Origin of the sequence: Mycobacterium pseudoshottsii JCM 15466 (assembly GCF_003584745.1) — a bacterium.
Taxonomy (GTDB): domain Bacteria; phylum Actinomycetota; class Actinomycetes; order Mycobacteriales; family Mycobacteriaceae; genus Mycobacterium; species Mycobacterium marinum.
Genome location: NZ_AP018410.1, coordinates 5,661,875 through 5,682,660, shown reverse-complemented (window position 1 = coordinate 5,682,660; position 20,786 = coordinate 5,661,875). Strand labels below are relative to the sequence as shown.

Annotated in this window: 21 protein-coding genes and 2 pseudogenes; 11 read left to right on the top strand and 12 right to left on the bottom strand. The window is 65.9% G+C overall.

Translation table 11 applies throughout. The annotated features are described in order from the left end of the window. The first annotated feature begins 44 nt into the window (after nt 1-44). Complete coding sequence (locus MPSD_RS26040) at nt 45-2,180, top strand: acyl-CoA dehydrogenase family protein (RefSeq protein WP_020785710.1); 2,136 nt, start codon at nt 45-47, stop codon at nt 2,178-2,180. 15 nt (nt 2,181-2,195) lie between these two features. Here MPSD_RS26040 and MPSD_RS26035 read toward each other — a convergent pair whose 3' ends face one another. Both MPSD_RS26035 and MPSD_RS26030 read right to left on the bottom strand, forming a co-directional pair. Continuing rightward, nucleotides 2,196-2,726, bottom strand: coding sequence for a hypothetical protein (locus MPSD_RS26035; protein ID WP_012396590.1), 531 nt, complete (start codon nt 2,724-2,726; stop codon nt 2,196-2,198). A 45-nt stretch (nt 2,727-2,771) separates the two neighbouring features. Then, on the bottom strand, nt 2,772-3,848 hold the full coding sequence (locus tag MPSD_RS26030; protein ID WP_086085162.1) for a ferredoxin--NADP reductase: 1,077 nt from the start codon (nt 3,846-3,848) through the stop codon (nt 2,772-2,774). A gap of 193 nt (nt 3,849-4,041) precedes the next feature. Here MPSD_RS26030 and hsaA point away from each other — a divergent pair, with 193 nt between their 5' ends. The 4 genes from hsaA to hsaB are packed head-to-tail and all read left to right on the top strand — an operon-like array spanning nt 4,042 to nt 7,590. Beyond that, a complete protein-coding gene (gene hsaA, locus MPSD_RS26025; RefSeq protein ID WP_012396588.1) occupies nt 4,042-5,226 on the top strand; it encodes a 3-hydroxy-9,10-secoandrosta-1,3,5(10)-triene-9,17-dione monooxygenase oxygenase subunit in 1,185 nt (394 codons plus the stop codon). Further along, nucleotides 5,226-6,113 (top strand): 4,5:9,10-diseco-3-hydroxy-5,9,17-trioxoandrosta-1(10),2-diene-4-oate hydrolase, encoded by an 888-nt coding sequence (hsaD, locus tag MPSD_RS26020; RefSeq protein ID WP_036426190.1) that lies wholly within the window; start codon nt 5,226-5,228, stop codon nt 6,111-6,113. Before hsaA ends, hsaD begins: the two co-directional genes overlap by 1 nt. Then, nucleotides 6,110-7,012: an iron-dependent extradiol dioxygenase HsaC gene (gene hsaC / locus MPSD_RS26015; RefSeq protein WP_020785714.1), complete on the top strand. Its 903-nt coding sequence runs from the start codon at nt 6,110-6,112 to the stop codon at nt 7,010-7,012. Before hsaD ends, hsaC begins: the two co-directional genes overlap by 4 nt. Nucleotides 7,013-7,023: 11 nt before the next feature. Continuing rightward, complete coding sequence (hsaB, locus tag MPSD_RS26010; RefSeq protein WP_011741782.1) at nt 7,024-7,590, top strand: 3-hydroxy-9,10-secoandrosta-1,3,5(10)-triene-9,17-dione monooxygenase reductase subunit; 567 nt, start codon at nt 7,024-7,026, stop codon at nt 7,588-7,590. A gap of 85 nt (nt 7,591-7,675) precedes the next feature. Here hsaB and MPSD_RS26005 read toward each other — a convergent pair whose 3' ends face one another. After that, entirely contained in the window at nt 7,676-8,083 is a 408-nt protein-coding gene (locus tag MPSD_RS26005; RefSeq protein ID WP_011741781.1) for a hypothetical protein, read from the bottom strand. A 149-nt stretch (nt 8,084-8,232) separates the two neighbouring features. Between MPSD_RS26005 and MPSD_RS26000 the strand changes: the two genes are divergently transcribed. Genes MPSD_RS26000 through MPSD_RS29970 form a run of 3 tightly spaced genes read left to right on the top strand, consistent with a single transcriptional unit; the run spans nt 8,233 to nt 9,542 of the window. Then, nucleotides 8,233-8,613, top strand: a complete 381-nt coding sequence (locus MPSD_RS26000) for a BlaI/MecI/CopY family transcriptional regulator (protein WP_086085166.1) — start codon at nt 8,233-8,235, stop codon at nt 8,611-8,613. Continuing rightward, nucleotides 8,610-9,143: a hypothetical protein gene (locus MPSD_RS29975; protein ID WP_232022673.1), complete on the top strand. Its 534-nt coding sequence runs from the start codon at nt 8,610-8,612 to the stop codon at nt 9,141-9,143. Before MPSD_RS26000 ends, MPSD_RS29975 begins: the two co-directional genes overlap by 4 nt. A gap of 9 nt (nt 9,144-9,152) precedes the next feature. Beyond that, complete coding sequence (locus MPSD_RS29970) at nt 9,153-9,542, top strand: M48 family metalloprotease (protein ID WP_020785717.1); 390 nt, start codon at nt 9,153-9,155, stop codon at nt 9,540-9,542. On the opposite strand, the gene MPSD_RS25990 is transcribed toward MPSD_RS29970, so the two are convergent. The 3 genes and pseudogenes from MPSD_RS25990 to MPSD_RS30620 all read right to left on the bottom strand — a co-directional run bounded on the left by MPSD_RS25990 (nt 9,537) and on the right by MPSD_RS30620 (nt 11,877). Beyond that, a complete protein-coding gene (locus tag MPSD_RS25990) occupies nt 9,537-10,424 on the bottom strand; it encodes a cytochrome c biogenesis CcdA family protein (RefSeq protein ID WP_086085163.1) in 888 nt (295 codons plus the stop codon). The genes MPSD_RS29970 and MPSD_RS25990 overlap by 6 nt on opposite strands. Continuing rightward, entirely contained in the window at nt 10,421-10,966 is a 546-nt protein-coding gene (locus MPSD_RS25985) for a thiol:disulfide interchange protein (protein WP_012396581.1), read from the bottom strand. Before MPSD_RS25985 ends, MPSD_RS25990 begins: the two co-directional genes overlap by 4 nt. 299 nt (nt 10,967-11,265) lie before the next feature. After that, nucleotides 11,266-11,877 (bottom strand): annotated as a pseudogene (locus MPSD_RS30620) (mycothiol-dependent nitroreductase Rv2466c family protein). A 152-nt stretch (nt 11,878-12,029) separates the two neighbouring features. Between MPSD_RS30620 and MPSD_RS25975 the strand changes: the two are divergent. After that, nucleotides 12,030-12,872 (top strand): arylamine N-acetyltransferase family protein, encoded by an 843-nt coding sequence (locus MPSD_RS25975; protein WP_020785720.1) that lies wholly within the window; start codon nt 12,030-12,032, stop codon nt 12,870-12,872. Between the two features lie 13 nt (nt 12,873-12,885). Here MPSD_RS25975 and MPSD_RS25970 read toward each other — a convergent pair whose 3' ends face one another. The 6 genes and pseudogenes from MPSD_RS25970 to fadD3 all read right to left on the bottom strand — a co-directional run bounded on the left by MPSD_RS25970 (nt 12,886) and on the right by fadD3 (nt 18,719). Beyond that, nucleotides 12,886-14,061, bottom strand: a complete 1,176-nt coding sequence (locus MPSD_RS25970; protein ID WP_015357417.1) for a pyridoxal phosphate-dependent aminotransferase — start codon at nt 14,059-14,061, stop codon at nt 12,886-12,888. Continuing rightward, on the bottom strand, nt 14,058-15,020 hold the full coding sequence (gene ipdE2 / locus MPSD_RS25965; RefSeq protein WP_020785721.1) for an acyl-CoA dehydrogenase IpdE2: 963 nt from the start codon (nt 15,018-15,020) through the stop codon (nt 14,058-14,060). The genes MPSD_RS25970 and ipdE2 overlap by 4 nt, the downstream gene beginning before the upstream one ends. A gap of 13 nt (nt 15,021-15,033) precedes the next feature. Beyond that, nucleotides 15,034-15,107, bottom strand: a pseudogene (locus tag MPSD_RS30950) (hypothetical protein); the annotation flags it as partial. 15 nt (nt 15,108-15,122) lie between these two features. Beyond that, nucleotides 15,123-16,058, bottom strand: a complete 936-nt coding sequence (locus MPSD_RS25960) for an acyl-CoA dehydrogenase family protein (RefSeq protein ID WP_020785722.1) — start codon at nt 16,056-16,058, stop codon at nt 15,123-15,125. 3 nt (nt 16,059-16,061) lie between these two features. After that, nucleotides 16,062-17,195 carry an acyl-CoA dehydrogenase family protein gene (locus tag MPSD_RS25955; protein ID WP_015357414.1) on the bottom strand — a complete coding sequence of 378 codons (1,134 nt, stop codon included), beginning with the start codon at nt 17,193-17,195 and terminating at the stop codon, nt 16,062-16,064. Further along, nucleotides 17,196-18,719, bottom strand: a complete 1,524-nt coding sequence (gene fadD3, locus MPSD_RS25950; RefSeq protein WP_020785723.1) for a 3-((3aS,4S,7aS)-7a-methyl-1,5-dioxo-octahydro-1H-inden-4-yl)propanoate--CoA ligase FadD3 — start codon at nt 18,717-18,719, stop codon at nt 17,196-17,198. Nucleotides 18,720-18,789: 70 nt separating this feature from the next. Between fadD3 and ipdE1 the strand changes: the two genes are divergently transcribed. Both ipdE1 and ipdF read left to right on the top strand, forming a co-directional pair. Next, on the top strand, nt 18,790-19,938 hold the full coding sequence (ipdE1, locus tag MPSD_RS25945; protein WP_020785724.1) for an acyl-CoA dehydrogenase IpdE1: 1,149 nt from the start codon (nt 18,790-18,792) through the stop codon (nt 19,936-19,938). Continuing rightward, nucleotides 19,935-20,723, top strand: a complete 789-nt coding sequence (gene ipdF / locus MPSD_RS25940) for a (5R,7aS)-5-hydroxy-7a-methyl-1-oxo-2,3,5,6,7,7a-hexahydro-1H-indene-carboxyl-CoA reductase (RefSeq protein ID WP_015357411.1) — start codon at nt 19,935-19,937, stop codon at nt 20,721-20,723. The genes ipdE1 and ipdF overlap by 4 nt, the downstream gene beginning before the upstream one ends. Nucleotides 20,724-20,786: the final 63 nt, after the last annotated feature.

Here is a 20,786-nt window from a genome sequence, read left to right as displayed (position 1 = left end):
GACATGTTCGAGCAATGTGAATTTGATGACGCGGAGGACTGCAGGTGGTAGCGATTGTCTCCGACCAACAGTTGGCGGCGCGCGAGTTGGTGCGCGACTGGGCCCGAACTGCGGCCGCGGGGGAGATTCCGACCGCCGCGAGCCGTGAAATTGAGCGGGGAAACGCCGACGCTTGGCGCCCGGTGTTCACCGGCCTGGCCGAACTGGGTCTGTTCGGCGTTGCGGTTCCGGAGGACCACGGCGGTGCCGGCGGCACCATCGAGGACCTGTGCGCCATGATCGAGGAAGCGGCCAAGGCGCTGGTGCCGGGGCCGGTGGCCAGCACCGCCGTGGCCACCGCGGTGCTGGCCGAGGCCGGCGCCGAACCCCAGTTGCTGGCCGCACTGGCGTCGGGCGAGCGGTTCGCCGGGCTGGCGCTCGAGGGTGAGCTGCAGTTCGACCAGAACACCTCCCTCGCCTCGGGTAGCGCCCCGCTGGTACTGGGCGCTATCGCCGGCGGCGTGGTGCTGCTGCCGGCCGGGGCGAGTTGGCTGCTCGTCGACACCACCGCCGAGGGGGTGGCGGTGGAGCCATTGGCGGCCACGGACTTTTCCCGGCCGCTGGCCCGGGTGGTACTGGCCGCGGCGCCGGCGCTGTCGCTGGGCGAGTTGGGGCAGCGGGTCGAGGATCTGACCGCGACCGTGCTGGCGGCCGAGGCGGCCGGGGTCACCCGGTGGGCGTTGGAAACCGCGGTGGCCTACGCCAAGGTGCGCGAGCAGTTCGGCAAGCCGATCGGTAGCTTCCAGGCCATCAAGCACCTCTGCGCCGAGATGCTCTGCCGGGCCGAGCAGGCCGACGTGGCCGCCGCCGACGCGGCCCGGGCGGCCGCGGAGTCCGACGACCAACAATTCGCACTCGCGGCGGCGCTGGCCGCCGGCATCGGCATTTCGGCCGCGAAGGCCAATGTCAAAGACTGCATTCAGGTGCTCGGCGGTATCGGCTGCACCTGGGAGCACGACGCTCATCTGTATCTGCGCCGGGCCCACAGCATCGGCCGATTCCTCGGCGGCGCCGAGCGCTGGCTGCGCCGCGTCGCCGCGTTGACCCAGGCCGGTGTGCGTCGTCGCCTCGACATCGACCTTTCTGAGGTGGCCGACCTGCGTCCCGAGATCGCCGCGGCCGTCGCAGACGTTGCCGCGCTGCCCGAGCAGAAGCGTCAGGTCGCCCTGGCCGAAGCCGGCCTGCTGGCACCGCATTGGCCGGCGCCCTACGGGCGCGGCGCATCCCCGGCCGAGCAATTGCTGATCGACCAGGAGCTGGCGGCGGCCGGCGTGGTGCGGCCGGATCTGGTGATCGGGTGGTGGGCGGCGCCCACCATCCTCGAACACGGCACGCCCGAACAGATCGCGCGCTTTGTACCGAGCACCCTGCGTGGTGACTTCCTTTGGTGTCAGCTGTTTTCCGAGCCGGGTGCCGGTTCGGACCTGGCGTCACTGCGCACCAAGGCGGTCCGCGGTGACGGCGGCTGGCTGCTGACCGGACAGAAGGTATGGACCTCCGCGGCGCACAAAGCCCGGTGGGGCGTGTGCCTGGCCCGGACCGACCCGGACGCCCCGAAACACAAGGGCATCACCTACTTCCTGCTGGACATGACCGCGCCGGGGATCGAGATCCGGCCGCTGCGTGAGATCACCGGCGACTCGTTGTTCAACGAGGTCTTTCTGGAGAACGTGTTCATTCCCGACCAGATGGTGGTCGGAGCGGTCAACGACGGCTGGCGGCTGGCCCGCACCACACTGGCCAACGAGCGGGTCGCGATGGCCACCGGGACGGCGCTGGGCAACCCGATGGAAGAGCTGCTCGAGGTGCTGGCCGAGCTGGAACTCGACACCGGCCAGCAGGATCGGCTGGCCAGGTTGATCGTTGCCACCCAAACCGGTGCACTGCTCGATCAGCGCATCGCCCAACTGGTCATGGGCGGGCGGGATCCGGGAGCGCAATCCAGCGTGCGCAAGCTGATCGGAGTGCGTTATCGCCAGGCGCTGGCCGAATACATGATGGATGTGTCCGCCTGCGGCGGTCTGGTGGAGAACCGTGCCGTGTTCGATTTCCTCAACACCCGGTGTCTCACGATTGCCGGTGGCACCGAACAGATCCTGCTGACCGTGGCGGCCGAACGGCTGCTGGGTCTGCCGCGCTAGCTGCCGCCGGGAGCGCTAGGAGAAGTTGGTCTGCGCGCAGGTGCTGGGGGAGGTGAGGTTGACCCCGGGGTAGACCACCTGCATGTGCGTGCACACGTAGACATTCACGTTGGTCATCGGCTGGCCGGTTTCCCAGCTGGCGGAGTCGATCACGCCGGTCGTCTGGTACTTGTCGGGTGGGCCCTCGCCGAAGTAGACGGTGGTGATCACGTCGGAGCCGGCCTGCTTCATCACCCGTTCGAACTGGCTGGTGGCGTGCGCGTCCAGGTAAGCCAATCGATTCGACGACCTGATCTCGGTGGTTTGACGTGCCCACAACCCGGGCGGAAAGCCGGTCGGGCCTTCTGGGGTGCGCAGGTTTGCTCCGGCGACGAAGTCGCAGCTGCCGTTGGGGTGGCAGTCGACGAACGAGTGCGTCTCGAGTTGGGTGGTCTCATCGACCGGGAACAGGGTGGTGGCGGTATTGCTGGCCGCGGCCGAGGTGGGACTGGGCAAGAAGGTGAGCATCAGCGCGGGAATCGCCAGGCCTGTCATCAGCCGCCTCATCGTGCGTCCTCTCGTCGACCCGTCTGGGTGAACTTAACGCCGCGACTATTCGCCGTAGGTCACTTCCACCGAATCAGATTCCGGGTGAGATTGACAGGCCAAAATCAGTCCATCGTCGAGATCCTGCTGCTCGAGCACGTCGTTGACTTCCATGTTCACCTTGCCGCTGCGCAGGGTGGCCGCGCAGGCGCCGCAGTGCCCTTCCCGGCACGAGAACGGTGCGTCCAAACCGGCGGCCAGCAGCACGTCGAGCAGCTTGGCGCTGCGCGGCCAGGACACGGTGTGGGTTTGTCCGTCCAGTTCCACCACCGCCGTGGCCGGTGGTTCGGCCGCGGAGTCCTCGACCGTCACCGCCGCGAACGGATCCGACTCCAGCGACTTGAACACCTCGATATGCACTTGCCCGGCAGGCACATCCAGGGTCTGCAGGGCGACGCGCGCGGCCTCCATGAACGGGCCGGGGCCGCAGATGAAGGCGGTTCGGCCGGTGAAGGGCGCGGTCAGCTGTGCCAGTGCGGTCGCGCTGGGCAGTCCCTGCAGCGACTCGAGCCAATGCACCACCGTGAGCCGGTCCGGATACTTGGCGGACAGCTCGCGCAGTGCGTCGGCGAATATCACCGAGCGTTCGTCGCGGTTGGCGTAGAGCAGCGTCACCTGCCCGCTGCCCTCGGCCAGCGCCGACTTGCAGATCGACATGATCGGGGTGATCCCGCTTCCCGCCGCCAGCAGCAGAAAGTCGTCATCGAGCGTCTTGGGTACGAAGTTGCCCGACGGCGCCAGCACATGGATGCGCATCCCCTGATGGGCGTTGTCGCACAGCCAGTTGGACGCATAACCGTCGGCGGTGCGCTTGACCGTCACGGTCAGCGCGTCATCGGTAAACGGCGAGCTGCACAGCGAGTAGCAACGCGCCACCGAACCGGTGCGCTCGCTGGGAACCCGAAGCGTCAGAAACTGGCCGGGCGCGTAGCGTAGGTGCTCCGGTGGGATCCGAGGGTCATCGGAACCGTCCGGAACGGCGAACACCAGCGACCGGGCGTCGTCGGTTTCGGCGACGACCTCGGCGATCTGCAGTTCCAGGACATGGCTGCCAAGTGGCTCGTCAGGAATTGCGTCGGTCAATAGCCGCCCTCTCCTTGGTCTCGACTAGAACATGTTATAGAAAACTCGATTCACATCGCTACCAGGTGCAGGAATACCCTGCTCGACACAAATCGGAACGTGTTCTAGTCTTGCTCTAGGTTCCATGCCCGGCTGTTCCGTGGGTCCGCATCGGCCGCGGTGCCCAGTCCGCACTCGCAGGAGGCAAAGGTAAGTGACGACGATTCAACAGCGCGATGCGCAGTCGGTGCTGGCTGCCATCGATGATCTGCTCCCGCAGCTTCGGGAGCGGGCTCAAGCGACTGAGGATCTGCGCAGGCTGCCGGACGAGACCGTCCAGGCACTCGAAGATGTCGGCTTCTTCACCCTGCTGCAACCCGAGCAGTGGGGCGGCCTGCAGTGCGATCCCACGCTGTTCTACGAGGCGACGCGGCGGCTGGCGAGCGCGTGCGGTTCCACCGGCTGGGTGAGCTCGATCATCGGCGTGCACAACTGGCATCTGGCACTGTTTGATCAGCTTGCCCAGGAAGAGGTCTGGGGCAGTGACCCCAAGACGCGGATCTCCTCGTCCTATGCGCCGATGGGCGCGGGCGTCGTGGTCGACGGCGGCTACCTGGTCAACGGCTCATGGAACTGGTCATCCGGCTGTGATCACGCGACCTGGTGTTTCGCGGGTGGTCCGGTGATTAAGGACGGCCGCCCGGTCGACTTCGGTAGCTTCCTGATTCCCCGTACCGAGTACCGCATCGACGATGTCTGGCATGTGGTCGGTCTGCGAGGCACCGGCAGCAACACCGTGGTGGTCAAAGATGTTTTCGTGCCACGGCACCGGTTCCTGTCTTACAAGGCGATGAACGACCACACCGCGGGCGGGCTGCAGACCAACACCGCACCCGTCTACAAAATGCCATGGGGCACAATGCACCCCACCACGATCACGGCCCCCATCGTCGGGATGGCCTACGGCGCGTACGACGCGCACGTCGAGCACCAGGGCAAGCGCGTGCGTGCCGCATTCGCCGGCGAGAAGGCCAAGGATGACCCGTTCGCAAAGGTCCGCATCGCCGAAGCGGCCAGCGACATCGACGCCGCCTGGCGACAGCTGATGGGCAACGTCGGTGACGAGTACGCGTTGTTGTCCGCCGGCAAAGAGATTCCCTTCGACCTGCGGACGCGGGCGCGCCGTGATCAGGTGCGCGCCACCGGCCGGTCGATCGCCTCGATTGACCGGTTGTTTGAGGCCTCCGGTGCTACCGCCCTGGCCAATGACGCTCCTATTCAGCGGTTCTGGCGCGACGCGCACGCCGGTCGGGTGCATGCGGCCAACGACCCCGAGCGTGCTTACGTGATATTCGGGAACAACGAATTCGGGTTGCCGGCCGGCGACACCATGGTCTGATGACAGTGACCCAGTCCAAGACTGCAGAGCACACATTCGAATCCACCTCGCGCTATGCCGAGGTCGACGTCGACGGACCGCTGAAGCTGCACTATCACGAAGCGGGCGTCGGCAACGATCAGACCGTGGTGCTGTTGCACGGCGGCGGACCCGGGTCGTCGAGCTGGTCGAACTTCGCCCGCAATATCGAGGTGCTGGCCCAGCAGTTCCACGTGCTGGCCGTCGACCAGCCCGGATACGGTCACTCCGACAAGCGGGCCGAGCACGGCCAGTTCAATCATTATGCGGCTAGGGCGCTCAAGCAATTGTTCGACCAATTGGGGCTGGGACGCGTTCCGTTGGTGGGCAATTCGCTGGGCGGCGGCACCGCGGTGCGCTTTGCGCTCGACTACCCGGACCGGGCCGGACGTTTGGTGTTGATGGGACCGGGCGGGTTGAGCATCAACCTGTTTGCGCCTGACCCGACCGAAGGGGTGAAACGGCTGGGGAAGTTCTCGGTCGCACCCACCCGGGAGAACCTCGAGGCGTTCCTGCGGGTCATGGTCTACGACCAGAAGCTGATCACCCCCGAGCTGGTGGACCAGCGTTTTGAACTGGCCCGCACACCTGAGTCGCTGGCCGCCACGCGGGCAATGGGAAAGTCTTTTGCCGCAGCGGATTTCGAGCTCGGCATGATGTGGCGCGAAGTTTACAAGCTGCGTCAGCCGGTACTGCTGATCTGGGGTCGTGAGGATCGGGTGAATCCGCTCGACGGAGCGCTGGTGGCGCTGAAAACGATCCCGCGCGCCCAGCTGCACGTCTTCGGGCAGTGCGGACATTGGGCGCAGGTGGAGAAGTTTGACGAGTTCAACCGGTTGACCATTGATTTCTTAGGAGGTGCGAGATGAGCATCCGTTCGCTGGGCTATCTGCGCATCGAAGCCACCGATATGGCTGCCTGGCGCGAGTACGGGCTCAAGGTGCTCGGCATGGTCGAGGGAAAAGGCAGTACCGAGGGTGCGCTGTATCTGCGCATGGATGACTTTCCGGCCCGGCTGGTGATCGTGCCCGGCACCCAGGACCGGTTAGCCGAGGCCGGCTGGGAATGTGCGGATGCCCAAGGGCTGCAAGAAATCCGGAATCGGCTCGACGTGGAAGGCACGCCCTACAAGGAAGCTACCGCCGCCGAACTGGCGGACCGCCGCGTCGACGAGATGATCTTGTTCTCCGACCCATCGGGAAACCCGCTGGCGGTGTTCCACGGCGCCGCGCTGGAGCACCGGCGGGTGGTGAGCCCGTATGGGCACAAGTTTGTCACCGGTGAGCAGGGGCTGGGGCACGTCGTGCTGACCACCCGCGACGACGCCGAGGCGCTGCACTTCTATCGGGATGTGCTGGGCTTCAAGCTGCGTGACTCGATGCGGATGCCGCCGCAGGTGGTTGGCCGTCCCGCTGACGGAGCGCCGGCCTGGTTGCGCTTCTTCGGCTGCAATCCCCGCCACCATTCGCTGGCTTTCCTGCCGCTACCGACGCCCAGCGGCATCGTGCATTTGATGGTCGAGGTGCAGAATTCCGACGACGTGGGTCTGTGCCTGGACCGCGCGTTGCATCGCAAAGTACCCATGTCGGCCACCCTGGGCCGGCATGTCAACGACCTGATGCTGTCGTTCTACATGAAGACGCCCGGCGGGTTCGATGTTGAATTCGGTTGTGAGGGAAGACAGGTCGATGACCACGATTGGATCGCCCGGGAAAGTACAGCGGTCAGTCTGTGGGGCCATGACTTCACGGTCGGCGCTCGCGGCTAGCTCGGACGACAATGGCGGCTGACCCGATCGACCCGCGCACATTTCGCCACGTGCTCGGACAGTTCTGCACCGGGATCACCATCATCACCACGGTGCATGACGACGTGCCGAGTGGGTTTGCGTGTCAGTCTTTTGCGGCGCTGTCGCTGGACCCGCCGCTGGTGTTGTTCTGTCCGACCAAGGTGTCGCGTTCCTGGAAAGCCATCGAGGCCAGCGGCCGGTTCTGCGTGAACGTGCTCACCGAGAAACAAAAGTCCGTGTCGGCGCGGTTCGGGTCCAAGGAGTCCGACAAGTTCGCCGGTATCGATTGGCGCCCTTCTGAACTCGGTTCGCCGATCATTGATGGGTCGCTGGCCTACATCGATTGCACGGTGGCCTCGGTGCATGACGGCGGAGATCACTTCGTGGTCTTCGGCGCGGTTCATTCGCTATCGGAAGTGCCCAAGATCAAGCCTCGGCCGCTGCTGTTCTACCGGGGCGACTACACGGGCATCGAACCGGACAAGACCACGCCCGCTCAGTGGCGTGACGACCTGGAAGCGTTTTTGACCGCAACGACCCAGGACACCTGGCTCTAGCGGGCTGCCTCCCTCTTCCCGCGAACGCAACGCCACGGCGAAAATCAAGGGGAAAATTTCGCCGTGGCGCTACGCCCGCCTTCGGTTACCGGCTGCTACCGGTGTCCACGGCGTCGCTTTGCGAAGCGGTCTGCGATGATTGCGCCCCGGCTTCTGGGGCCAGGTCCTCGGCGCGTTGCCACTGCTCGTCTAGTTGCGTCCGGGTCGCTTCGGCCTCGCTTTGGTGTTGGGCCGCGCGTTCCTGCAACCGCGCGGCTTCGGCGGCCTTCACCTCGGCCTCGGCTTGGGCGGCGCGCGCCTTGGCGGCGGTTTCGTCGGCGAGTGCCCGACGTCGTTCCAGTTGGGCGGCCTGAAGTCGGGCCTGCTCGCGAATCTCTTCGGCCTGCTGTTGCCGGCGGTGGCGCCGCGTCCTGCTGGCCACGACGATCAGGCCGCCGAGCACGACTATCGCTGCAACTACCCCGACAACGATCCAAATCATGCTGCTGTTCATGAGGGCTCCGGTGCTAGTCGGTGGTGCTGTGGTCGTCTGTACCGGGTTCCCCGTATTTGACAGAAATCAAACAAGCGCGAATCGGCTGCATATCGCGGTTGTTCGGCACCGGAATAGCGATCGGCGCGAACGTGCGAGAGAGTAGAGCCGTGCAGGTTCGGCGCTTCGGCGAACTCGAGACGGTCGTCATGGACCGCGTATGGGACCACGGCGGGGCCGTGACGGTACGCCGCGGCGTCTTCGATGACCTGGCTCACGACCGCCAGATTGCCTACACCACGGTGATGTCCACCATGGACAATCTGCACCGCAAGGGCTGGTTGCAGCGCGAACGGGTGGGCAAGGCGTTCAGTTACTGGCCGACCATGACTCGCGAAGAGCATTCCGCCCGCCTGATGCACGATGCCTTCGACGCCGGCGGCGATTCGGACCTGGTCTTGGCGTTTTTTCTGAAACAGATGGATGAACACGATGCTGTGCGGGTCCGCGACGCGCTGCGCCGGATCATCGACGACCAGGAAGAGTCATGAACGCGGCTTTGCTCTTATTTGCGTACGCATCCGCCCTGATCTGGGTAGGGCCGGTGCTGCTGCGACGGGTTACCGGCACCGGGGTGCACCCGCGGCTGGCGGTGGCGTCATGGCTGAGCGCGGTGTTCGCCGCTATTGCCGCATGGGTGGGCGCTCTGGTGTTCCTCGGCGCGGCGGTATTGGACAGCATATGGCGCCACCGGGCCCTGGCCCTGTGCCTCAAAGAGCTGGGCCTTGCCGGCGAACTGGGCCTGCCGCGCGGGATCGCCTCGGCGCTTGCGGTGGGTGTGCTGTCGACCGGAGCGGTGGCCACCGTCATCGCGTGTTGGCGCATGGGCCGGCAGTTGCGGCGCCAGCGATCCGCCAGTCGGCTGCACGCGGCGACCGCCCGAACGATCGGAGGAGCCAGCGACTGGCCCGGCGTGGTTGTGGTCCCGGCGCCACAGCCCGCGGCCTACTGCGTGACCGGCCGTCCGAACTCGGTCATCGTGGTCACCAGCGGCGCGCTCGGCCGCCTCGATGAGCCGTAGCTGGCGGCCGTGCTGGCACACGAATACGCGCACCTGGCCAGCCGCCACCACGACTTGCTCATGGCGCTGCGGGCGCTGGCGTCGAGCCTGCCGCGGCTACCACTGTTCGCCGCGGCAGCAAAGGTGGTGGCCGACCTTCTCGAGATGTGCGCCGACGACGTCGCGGTGCGCAGCCACGGCAAGATGGCGTTACTGCGGGGCCTGTTGGCGCTGACCGAGGGGCCAGCCATGGCGCCGGCCGCATTGGGCGCGGCCAATACCGCCACGGTGGCTCGTGCCGAACGGCTGGCCATCTCGGTGTCGCGCCGCAGTTGGTGGCAGGAGCGGTTGATGCTCTGGGCGACCATCGGTCTCGCGGTGGTTTCGCCGATGTTCCTTGGACTGGCTTGTCGGCTATGACGTTGGGTCGGGCAGCGATTGCGCGGCGGGATTGCTGGCGCGCCGTCGCGCCAGGGTGTGCCAGCCCACGGCGACGGCGACAAGTGCTGCCGCGACACCCAGTAGCAGCCACGGGCTGAGCCCGTCTACCAGCCGAATCAAGCTGTCCTGCAGCGTGCTTGCGGCCTGGATCGCCGGGTCGTCGGTTTCGGCGCTGGTGAAATACAGCCGGATTTCGTAGTAGCCGTAGTAGGCGACGTAAAGGCCGGTGATGAGGACGATCACGCCCGCGATCCGGCCCACGAAAGGCAAGATGCGCCGAAACGCTGCGGTGGCAGATGAACCGGCCAGCGCAACGGTGAGCGCCGCTACGCCCACCGTGAGGGTCATTCCGACGGCATAGGCGACGAAGGCCAGCACCCCCGACAGTACGGAGCCCTGTTTGAAGGTGGTGCTGATCACCGCGAGAAACGGCGCAACGGTGCAAGATAGCGAGGCGACGGCGTAGCCCACGCCGTAGCCGTACATGGAACCGAGCCGAGTTGTCGGCGTACCCCCCATGCTCTTGGGCAAGATGATGCTGAGTTCCTTGCCGGCCAGTAGCCAGATGGCAAGACCGACAAGCAGCACCCCGATGACCACCGTCGCGAACGGCAGGTATCTCTGGGCCGAAGCTATGACCGGTGAAATCAGCAGTCCGAAAACACCGAACACCGTGAGGAAGCCGAGCGACATTCCCGCGGTGGCCGCTCCGGCGCGCAGCACCGCTCGTGGTCGGGAGGTGCCTTGGCTGCCGGCGATCACCAAGCCCAGATAACCGGGGAGAAAGGCAAAGCCGCACGGATTGAGGGCGGCCACCAGCCCGGCGCCCAAGGCAAAGCTCAGGGCCGCGGTATTGATCATTTCCCGGTGAGCCCGTTGACCCGCTCGGTCAACTGGGCTTCGCTCAGTCCACCCTTGACCACCTCGACCTCGCCGTTGGCGGAGATGAACGCCCATGCCGGTTGCTGTGTGACACCGAAGTTGGACCACACCTGGCCGTCGCTGTCGGCAAGTTGGGTCACGTCGCCCAACTGGTATTTGTCGACGAAGGCCTGCATCGCGGAGGCTTCCTCGCGGGCGGCCACCCCGACGAATGTCGCCTCCGGGTTGGCGGCCGCGGCTTTAGCCACGATCGGTGCTTCCTGTTGGCACTTGGGGCACCACGGTGTCCAGAACCACAACACCGTGGCCTTTCCCGCCAGGCTCTCTCCCGAGAAGGGCTTCCCATCAATGGTTTTGGTGGTGAACTGCAGTTGGGCCGGGACATGCGCGGCCCGGTTGGCCACCGCGTTCGATGACGACGCGGGGGCGCCCGCTGGTGAGGCCGTTCCGGACGAACCGCATGCTGCGATGGTCAATGCGGCGGCGATGCCGGCGAGCGAGGCGATCAGGCGGCGGGGCATGGTGATTCCCTTCCCGTCGAGTTCGAGGGTTCGGTGACGATGGCCAACGAACTACTATCTACATACGTAGATAGTAGTTGGTTCACCGGGCGGCGCGAGACGCCGCCTGCCCGCTACCTCAAATACCGGGAAATCCCGTCGTCAGGGGCGCCGCGGCGGCCAAAATCGTTTCGAGGTGTCCTTGGGGTGGCCGGGGCACCACTGGGATTCCGGCACCATCGCGCGAACCTGATCCACGTGCGCCCCGCAGCCCGACCAGGTCACCTTTCCGCAGGTTCGGCATTTGACTGGGCTACACATCAGCGGGCCGTCCCATCGAGAACCGGCGGCCCCTGGTAGGGCCGCTGCAAGACCGCGAATTCGGGGGTTTTTGCGGCGGTGAGCACCGCTTCGAGTAACCGCACGCCATCCGCACCGCTGGGCATCCGGGTGAGTACCGGTCCAAAAAAGCCTTGTCCGTCGACCGCGATGATCGGGCTGCCCGCGGTGCCGCCGAGGGCATCCTGGCTGGCCTGGTGTGCATGCCTGGCCTAGTCGTCGAGCCCGCTGTCGTCGAGGGTCTCGGACAGCGACTCGTCCAGGCCGGTCTCGGCGAGGGCTTCGCGGATGCCGCCTTGGGTGATCTCTTCGCGGCGAAGATGGATGCGGGTGCCGATCGAGTCATAGAGCCGGGCGAACGCGTCCGCTCCATACTTGGTCGTCACCGCGGCGAACAGCCGTCCCAGTTGCCGTGATCGCTGCATCATCTGCTGCTGCTTGGCGTCGAGGTCCTTGCCTTCGTTGAGAACGGCCAGGCTCATCTGGCGCAAGGTGACGGGGGTGTGCGTGCTTTGCGCGGCTTCGAGTAGCCAGCGCGAGGTGACCCACGCAAACGGACAAATCGGGTCGAGGTATAGCTCGACGTCGGCCACGGTTCCTCCTTCTCGCGACTGCTGCGGCGATGTCGCGGACGCTTCACCCTGGTTGGGTAGGGCGCTCCCGATAATACCCCCTTGGGTATTTCCTGTCGAAGTTCGCCGCTGGGCAGTCGCGCGGCGATTGGCGCGCCTAGCACTATGGCGCTATGGCGCTGGATCTGACCGGATACCTCGACCGCATCAACTATCGCGGTGCAACCGACCCGACGCTGGACGTATTGCGGGATTTAGTGAGCGCACACACTGGCGCGATCGCGTTCGAGAACCTGGACCCGTTGATGGGAGTGCCGGTCGATGACGTAAGTCCCGAAGCTCTGGCCGACAAGCTGGTGGACCGCCGTCGCGGTGGCTACTGCTACGAACACAATGGGCTGATCGGTTATGTGTTAGCCGAAATCGGATATCGGGTAAGGCGGCTAGCCGGACGTGTGGTGTGGCTGGCCCCGCCGGATGCGCCGACTCCAGCGCAAACACACACCGTATTGGCGGTGACCTTCCCGGGCTGCCAAGGGCCGTACCTGGTCGATGTCGGCTTCGGTGGGATGACGCCGACCGCTCCGTTGCGGCTCGAAACCGGCACCGTTCAGCAAACAGCTCTGGAACCCTATCGCCTCGACGATCGTGGCGACGGGCTGGTCCTGCAGGCGATGGTCCGCGACGAGTGGCAGGCGCTCTATGAGTTCAGCACGCTGACGCGGCCGCAAGTCGACCTCAGGGTTGGCAGCTGGTTCGTCTCAACGCACCCAACGTCGCACTTTGTCACCGGGTTGATGGCCGCGACCGTCGTCGACGATGCCCGGTGGAACTTGATGGGCCGCAACTTGGCCATCCACCGACGCGGCGGGACCGAGAAGATCCTGTTGGAAGACGCTGCCGCGGTAGTCGACACGCTGGGCGACCGGTTCGGCATCAACGTTGCCGACGTCGGAGAACGCGGCCGGCTCGAGGCCCGCATCGACAAAGTTTGTTTTGGAGCCGAAGACCGGTGACGCCTCTGGCCGGTTAGCGCTCCGGCAGCCAGGACTCGATCCTGCGCAGGGCCTCTCGGATGTCTTCGCTCGGTCCCGCGAATGACAGCCGGACGAAGGAATTTCCGCCTGCGGTGTCGAAGTCAATACCAGGGGCGATGGCAACGCCGTTGTCGGCCAGCAACTTTGAGCAGAACTTGAGCGAGTCGTCGGTGAAGTCGGAGACATCGGCATAGACGTAGAAGGCGCCGTCGGTGGGGGCCAGCCGGTCGATGCCGATGCGGCGCAGCCCGTCGAGCAGCGTCGAGCGGTTGCTGGCGTAGTGGCGCAGATTGCCGTCGGCTTCCTTGGTTGCCTCGGGGGTGAACGCCGACACCGCGGCAACCTGGGACAGCACCGGTGGGCAGATGGTGAAATTGCCGGTCAGGCAATCCACGGCGCGACGCAGCTCGGTTGGTACCAGCAGCCAGCCCAGCCGCCAGCCCGTCATCGCGTAGTACTTGGAAAAGCTGTTTACTACCACCGCGTTTCGCGACGTCTGCCAGGCGCAGCTGGTCGGCGGCGCGCCCTCATAGACCAGGCCATGGTAGACCTCATCGCTGATCAGTCGGGCGCCCGAGGCATCACACCACGACGCGATCGCGGCGAGTTCCTCCGGCGGAATGACCGTTCCGGTCGGATTGGCCGGACTGGCGACGATGACGCCCTGCACCGGCGGATCGATCTGGGCGAGCATGTCCGCGGTGGGTTGAAACCGGGTCTCGGGCCCGCACGGGATTTCCACGACTTCGCAGCCCAGCGCCGACAGGATGTTCCGGTAGCACGGATAGCCAGGACTGGCCAGCGCCACCCGGTCGCCCACATCGAAACACGCCAGGAAGGTGAGCAAGAAGCCACCGGAGGAGCCGGTGGTTATCACTACCGCCTCCGGTTCGACCGAGATTCCATGTTGGCGGTGGTAGTCCGCGGCGATTGCCGCACGCAACTCCGGAATACCCAGCGCTACCGTGTAACCGAGCTCGTTGAGGTGCAGGGCGGCGGCCGCGGCGGCACGTATCGGCTCTGGTGCGCCGACGCTGGGCTGGCCCGCCGAAAGGTTCACCAGATCGCCGTGGGTGCGTTGGCGTTCGGCGGCCGCCAGCCAGACGTCCATCACATAAAACGGTGGGATGCCCGCTCTACGGGCGATGTGGGTGTTCACGGCATTCATGGTATTGATGGCCCGGCTCCTAGTGCTTCCGATTCCAATCGGCGCAGCAGCTCTGGCGGTGAAGCAAGTAGGTGGGTGCTGCCGTGTGCTCGCTTGAAATACAGATGCATGTCGTGTTCCCAGGTGATCGCGATGCCGCCGTGCAACTGTATGCCCTCGGCGGCCACCGCGCACAGCGCTTCACAGGCCGCTAGCCGCGCGGTGGCGGCGCTGGTGGGCGTCGGCGCAGTGCAGGCCTCGGTGACCACGGCCCGAGCCGCGGCCACCTCGACGTACAGGTCGGCCATCCGGTGCTTGAGCGCCTGGAAGCTGCCGATCGGGCGGCCGAACTGCACCCGGCTCTTCGCGTACTCGACGGTTAGCTCCAAGCAGCGTTCGGCGGCGCCGATTTGTTCGGCCGCCAGCAGAATTCCCGCGGCATCTGCCAGGCCGGGGTCTTCACCCAGAAAAGCCGTCTCCTCGGCGCGCAGTTGGGCCAGTCTGCGGGTCGGATCCATGGTGGCCACCCGATGGGCGCTGAAACGGGTCCACCTGCTCAGTTGTCCCTCGGTGCTGGCGACGACGACATCCGCAGTATCCCCGTTGAGCACGTAGTCGGGGTCGAGCACCAGTGCCCCGATCGAGCTGCCCTCGGCCAGCCCGGCCAGCGTCTTGGCATCGGGTTCGGCAGCGGCCAGCAGGGCCAACTCCGCGAGCGTCGTGCCGAGCAGGGGAGAAGGTACCAGTGCCCGACCCAGCTCCTGCAAAACTATTGCGGCATCGGCCAGTTCGCCGCCCGCGCCGCCAAGCTCCTCGGGTATCACCAGGGCCGCGGCGCCAACCTGCTCACACAGCAGCCGCCATAACGTCTCGTCGTAGCCTCGTTCGGACTCCATTGCGCTGCGAACCGCCGCGGGGCTTGCGTGTTTGTTCACCAAGGCGGCGACGGTTTCCCGCAGCATCTCGCGCTCTTCGGTCATCGCCGCCGCTCCTTCTCATCGCTGCGCTCTGCATCGTCGCCGGCGGGGGTCATCGCCGCCGCTCCTTCTCATCGCTGCGCTGCCCATCGTCGCTGGCGGGGGTCATAGCGCCTCGAGCACCCGCCGCCGGTGTACTTCTGGTGTACCCCACGCCGAACGCAACGCCTGCACTCGCAGCAGCCACAGCGACAGGTCGTGTTCCTGGGTAAACCCGATAGCACCGTGGGTCTGCAACGCGCTGCGAGCCGCCAGCAGGGCCGCGTCGCCGGCGGCGACCTTGGCGGCGCTGACATCGCGGGGTTGCAGCGACAATGCCGCGCCGTGTACCAGCGGACGGGCCAGCTCGATCGCGATATGGACATCGGCAAGCTTGTGCTTGATCGCTTGGTAGGAGCCGATCACCCGGCCGAACTGGGTGCGCTGCTTGGCATAGTCGACGGTGGCGTCCAACAAGGCTTCGGCGGCACCGATCAGCTGGGCCGCGGTGGCAAGCGCCCCGAACTCATAGGCGCGCTTGACATCTGCCTGCCACGCAGCACCAGTGGCCGTCACGTCGTAACTGCGGCGGCTGGGGTCGATGGACTCGTGGCAGTCCGCCACCGCCGCTTCGCAGACACCGCTTTCGCCAGCCACCAGCACCAGGCCCGCGGTATCGGCATCGACGGCTCGGGGTGCGTGCGGCGGCAGTGCGACGGTGGCGATCAACTCACCGCAGGCCAAACCGGCGCTGCGGTCATCGTCGGCGAGCAATACGGGTGCCACCGCAATCGACTCCGCCACCGGTCCTGGCACACACCAGCGGCCCAGGCGCTCGAGCGCGACCACCAGGTCGATCGGGTGGGCGCCCAGGCCGTCGAACTTCTCCGACACGGTCAGCGCGGTGACGCCAAGGTTGGCCAACTGCTCCCACACCTTGTGGCCGGGCGCGACGTCACCGGCGGACCACGCCCGAACTGCCGCGGGCAGATCGGCGGCCGCGAGGGCCGCGTCGATGCTGGCCGCGAAGTCGCGCTGCTGTTCGTCTAGTGCAAATTCCACGGATCACTTCTTCTCTCGTGGCAGGCCCAGCAGCCGCTCCGAAATGATATTGCGCTGGATTTCATTGGTACCGGCATAAATTGGACCACCAAGGGCAAAGAGCAGACCTTCGGTCCACGGGCTGACCAACTCGGCGTCGGCGCCGCGGATGTCGAGCGCGGTCTGATGGATATCCACGTCCAGGTCGGACCAGAACACCTTGGTGACCGACGATTCGGCGCCCAACTCACCGCCGGCCGCCAGCCTGGTCACGGTGCCGAAGGTCTGCAGCCGATAGGCCTGCGCCTTGATCCAGGCATCGGCCACTCGGTTGGCGAACTCGGGGGGCGAGCCGGCGTCCTTCCACAGCTGAACCAGCTTCTGGGCAGCCGCCATGAAGCGAGCCGGACTGCGCAGCGACATGCCTCGCTCGTTGCTCGACGTGCTCATCGCCGCGCGCCAACCGTCATTGGGTGCACCGATGACGTCCTGGTCGGGCACGAACACGTCATCGAGGAAGATTTCACCAAAGCCGGTGTCGCCGCCGAGTTGGACGATCGGGCGAATGGTAATCCCTTTGGCCTTCAGGTCGAACATGAAGTACGTCAGCCCACGATGGCGCTGTGCTGACGGGTCGGAGCGGAACAGTCCGAATCCCATGTCGGCGAATGGTGCGCGCGAGCTCCAGATCTTCTGGCCGTTGAGTAGCCAGCCTCCGTCGGTCTTGGTGGCAGTGGATCGCAGTGACGCCAGATCGCTGCCTGATTCGGGCTCCGACCAGGCTTGTGCCCAGATCTGTTCGCCACTGGCCATTTTGAGCAGGATGCGGTCTAGCTGCTCGGCGGTACCGTGCGCGAACAGGGTGGGGGCCAGCATCGAGGTACCGTTGGCGCTGGCCCGGCCCGGTGCTCCGGCGCGGAAGTACTCCTCTTCGAAGATCACCCAGTGCAGCAGGGGCGCGTCGCGGCCGCCGTACTGTTTCGGCCAGGTGATCACCGACAGGCCCGCGTCGAAGAGCACTCGGTCCCAAACTCGATGCTGGGCGAAGCCTTGCGCATTGTCGTATGACTTGGTCGGCATGACCTCGGCGTTGGCCGCCAGGAACTCGCGCACTTCGCCCTGGAAAGCCAGGGTCTCTTCGTCAAGATCCAAATCCATTTAGGCCAGCTCTCGCAGTTGCGGTTTGACTACTTTGCCGCCCGCGTTGCGGGGCAACGTATCGACGAAGCGAACCGAGCGCGGTGCCTTGAAGTTCGCCAAATGTTCACGGGTGTAATCGATCACCGATTTCTCATCGAGATTGAAGCCGGGTCGGGCGACGATGAACGCCCGGCCCACTTCGCCCAGTCGGTGGTCCGGAATCCCGATCACCGCGACGTCGGCGACACCGTCGAGCCGGGCCAGTACCTGCTCGACCTCGGCGGGATAGACGTTGAACCCGCCGCAGATGTACATGTCCTTGAGCCGGTCGGTGATCCGCAGGTTGCCCGCCTCATCGAGGACTCCGATGTCTCCGGTGTGTAACCAGCCGTCGGCGTCGATCGCGGCGGCGGTGGCCCGCGGGTCGTCGAGATAGCCGAGCATGACGTTGGGGCCCCGCAGCAGCACTTCCCCGGTGTCGGGGCCAATCCGCAATTCGAAGTCCGCGAAGGGCCGCCCGCAGGTGGTGGCGACCGTCAGCGCATCGTCGTCGGCTCGGCACATGGTTCCCATGCCGTTTGCCTCGGTCAGGCCGTAAGCGGTCAGCACGATGTCGATATCGAGTTCTGACTGCATGCGTTCCACCAGCACGACGGGTACGGTGGCCGCTCCGGTCACCGCGAATCGCAGCGAACTCAGGTCGTAGTCGTCGCGCGCGGGGTGGTCGAGCAGGGTCTGATAGATGGTCGGCGGGCCGGGCAGCACGGTGATGCGGTGTCGTTCGATCGCCTGCAGGGTGCGCAGTGGATCAAACGTCAAATGCGGGAACAATGTTGCGCCGGTTTGTAGGCAGGCCAGGATGCCGGCCTTGTAGCCGAAGTTGTGGAAGAACGGGTTGATGCACAGGTAACGGTCGTCGGCGGTGATCTTTCCGTTGGCTGCCCAAGACGCCGAGGCCGATAGCGACTGCCGGTGCGCGCACAGGACGCCCTTGCTCCGCCCGGTGGTGCCGGAGGTGAAGAGAATGTCGCTCACGTCGTCGGGGCTGACCGCGGCGGCGCGGGCGGTCACCGCGCCGGTGTCGGTGCCGGTCTCGATGAACTCGTCCCAAGTGCCGTCGGGTTCTTCGATCGGTATCCGCACGATGTGCCGCAGTGCGGGCAACGCTTTGCGGTCAAGGCCTGCCACCCGGTCGCTGCCGAGGAAGTGTCCCATCGCGAACAGCACGGGCGCCTCGGTCCGGGCCAGGATGTCGGCGGCCTCGTCGGCGGTGTAGCGGGTGTTGAGCGGGACCATTGCCGCGCCGACGTGGTGGATCGCCAGGCAAGCCACCACCCAGTGCCAGGTGTTGGGCGACCAGATGCCCACCCGAGCCGCAGGCTTGACGCCCAGCTCGATCAGCGCGGCCGCCGCTCGATAAACCTCGTCATTCAGCTCGGAAACCGTGAAGCTGCGCTCCTCGGTAACCAGTGCATCGTGGTTGGGTAACCGGTGCACGAGCCGATCCAGCGCCGTGGGCACGGTGCGGGGATCGCTGGTCATCGACGCTCCTCCTCACGCGGCGACCGCCGGGGCTAACAAAGCAAGTGCTTGGTAGGTTAGCCTACAGGGCATGCAGGACGTCGAGGAGTTTCGGGCGGAGGTCCGCGGCTGGCTCGCGGCCAATCTGGTCGGGGAATTCGCAACGCTCAAGGGGCTCGGCGGGCCGGGACGTGAACACGAGGCTTTCGAGGAACGCCGGGCCTGGAACCAGCATCTGGCCGCGGCCGGGCTGACCTGCCTGGGGTGGCCGGTCGAGCATGGCGGCCGGGGGCTCTTGACCGCCCACCGCGTGGCTTTCTACGAGGAATACGCGCGCGCGGATGCGCCGGACAAGGTCAACCACTTCGGTGAAGAGCTGCTCGGGCCAACGCTGATCGCCTTCGGGACACCCGAACAACAGCAGCGCTTCCTGCCGCGCATCCTCGACGTCACCGAGCTGTGGTGCCAGGGGTATTCCGAGCCCGGCGCCGGTAGTGACCTGGCCAATGTGGCGACCACCGCCGAACTCGACGGTGATCAATGGGTAATCAACGGCCAGAAGGTATGGACGTCGCTGGCTCATCTTTCGCAGTGGTGCTTCGTGGTCGCGCGAACCGAGAAGGGCTCCAAACGCCATGCCGGGCTGTCGTATCTGCTGGTCCCGCTGGATCAGCCCGGCGTGCAGATCCGGCCGATCGTCCAGATCACCGGTACCGTGGAGTTCAATGAGGTGTTCTTCGACGACGCCCGCACCGATGCTGACTTGGTGGTCGGCGCACCGGGTGACGGCTGGCGCGTCGCGCTGGGCACGCTGACCTTCGAGCGGGGCGTCTCGACGCTGGGGCAGCAGATCGTCTATGCCCGTGAGCTTTCCGATCTGGCCGCTCTCGTGCGGCGCACCGGCGCCGCCGACGATCCGTTCATCCGGGAACGCCTGACCCGGGCGTGGACCGGACTACGGGCAATGCGTTCGTATGCCCTGGCCGCCATGGATGTTGAGCAGCCCGGCCAGGACAACGTTTCGAAGTTGCTGTGGGCCAACTGGCATCGCAGTCTCGGCGAACTGGCGATGGATGTGATCGGCAAGCCGGGCTTGACGCTGGCCGACGGCGAGTTCGATGAATGGCAGCGGCTGTTCTTGTTCACCCGCGCTGACACGATCTACGGCGGATCCAACGAGATTCAGCGCAACATCATTGCCGAGCGGGTGCTCGGCCTGCCCCGGGAGGCCAAGGGATGAGCTTGTCTGAAGCACCGAAAGAAATTGCCGGACATGGCCTTTTGGCTGACAAGGTCGTGGTGGTGACCGCGGCGGCCGGCACCGGCATCGGTTCGGCGACGGCGCGCCGTGCCCTGGCCGAAGGCGCCGACGTGGTGATTTCCGACCACCACGAGCGACGGCTCGGCGAAACCGCCGCCGAACTGTCCGCGCTGGGACTGGGCCGGGTCGAAAGCGTGCTGTGCGACGTGAGTTCCACCGCACAGGTCGACGCGCTGATCGACTCGACCACCGCCCGCATGGGCCGCCTTGACGTGTTGGTCAACAACGCCGGGTTGGGCGGGCAGACCCCGGTGGCCGATATGACCGACGACGAGTGGGATCGCGTCCTGGACGTGACGCTCACATCGGTGTTCCGGGCCACTCGAGCCGCACTTCGCTACTTCCGTGAGGCGCCGCATGGTGGAGTGATCGTCAACAATGCCAGCGTGTTGGGCTGGCGGGCACAGCACTCGCAGTCGCACTACGCCGCGGCCAAGGCCGGCGTCATGGCGTTAACTCGCTGTAGCGCAATAGAAGCCGCGGAGTATGGGGTGCGGATCAATGCGGTGTCACCTAGCATCGCCCGGCACAAGTTCCTGGACAAGACCACCTCTGCCGAGCTACTCGACCGGCTGTCCGCCGGTGAGGCGTTCGGACGCGCCGCCGAACCGTGGGAAGTGGCGGCTACCATCGCGTTTCTGGCCAGCGAGTACTCGAGCTATCTGACCGGAGAGGTGATTTCGGTCTCCAGTCAGCACCCCTGATCGGGTTGTCGCGGCCGCATCACTGGCAAATGTGTTGCCGCAGCCCGATCTTGGGCGCCGGGA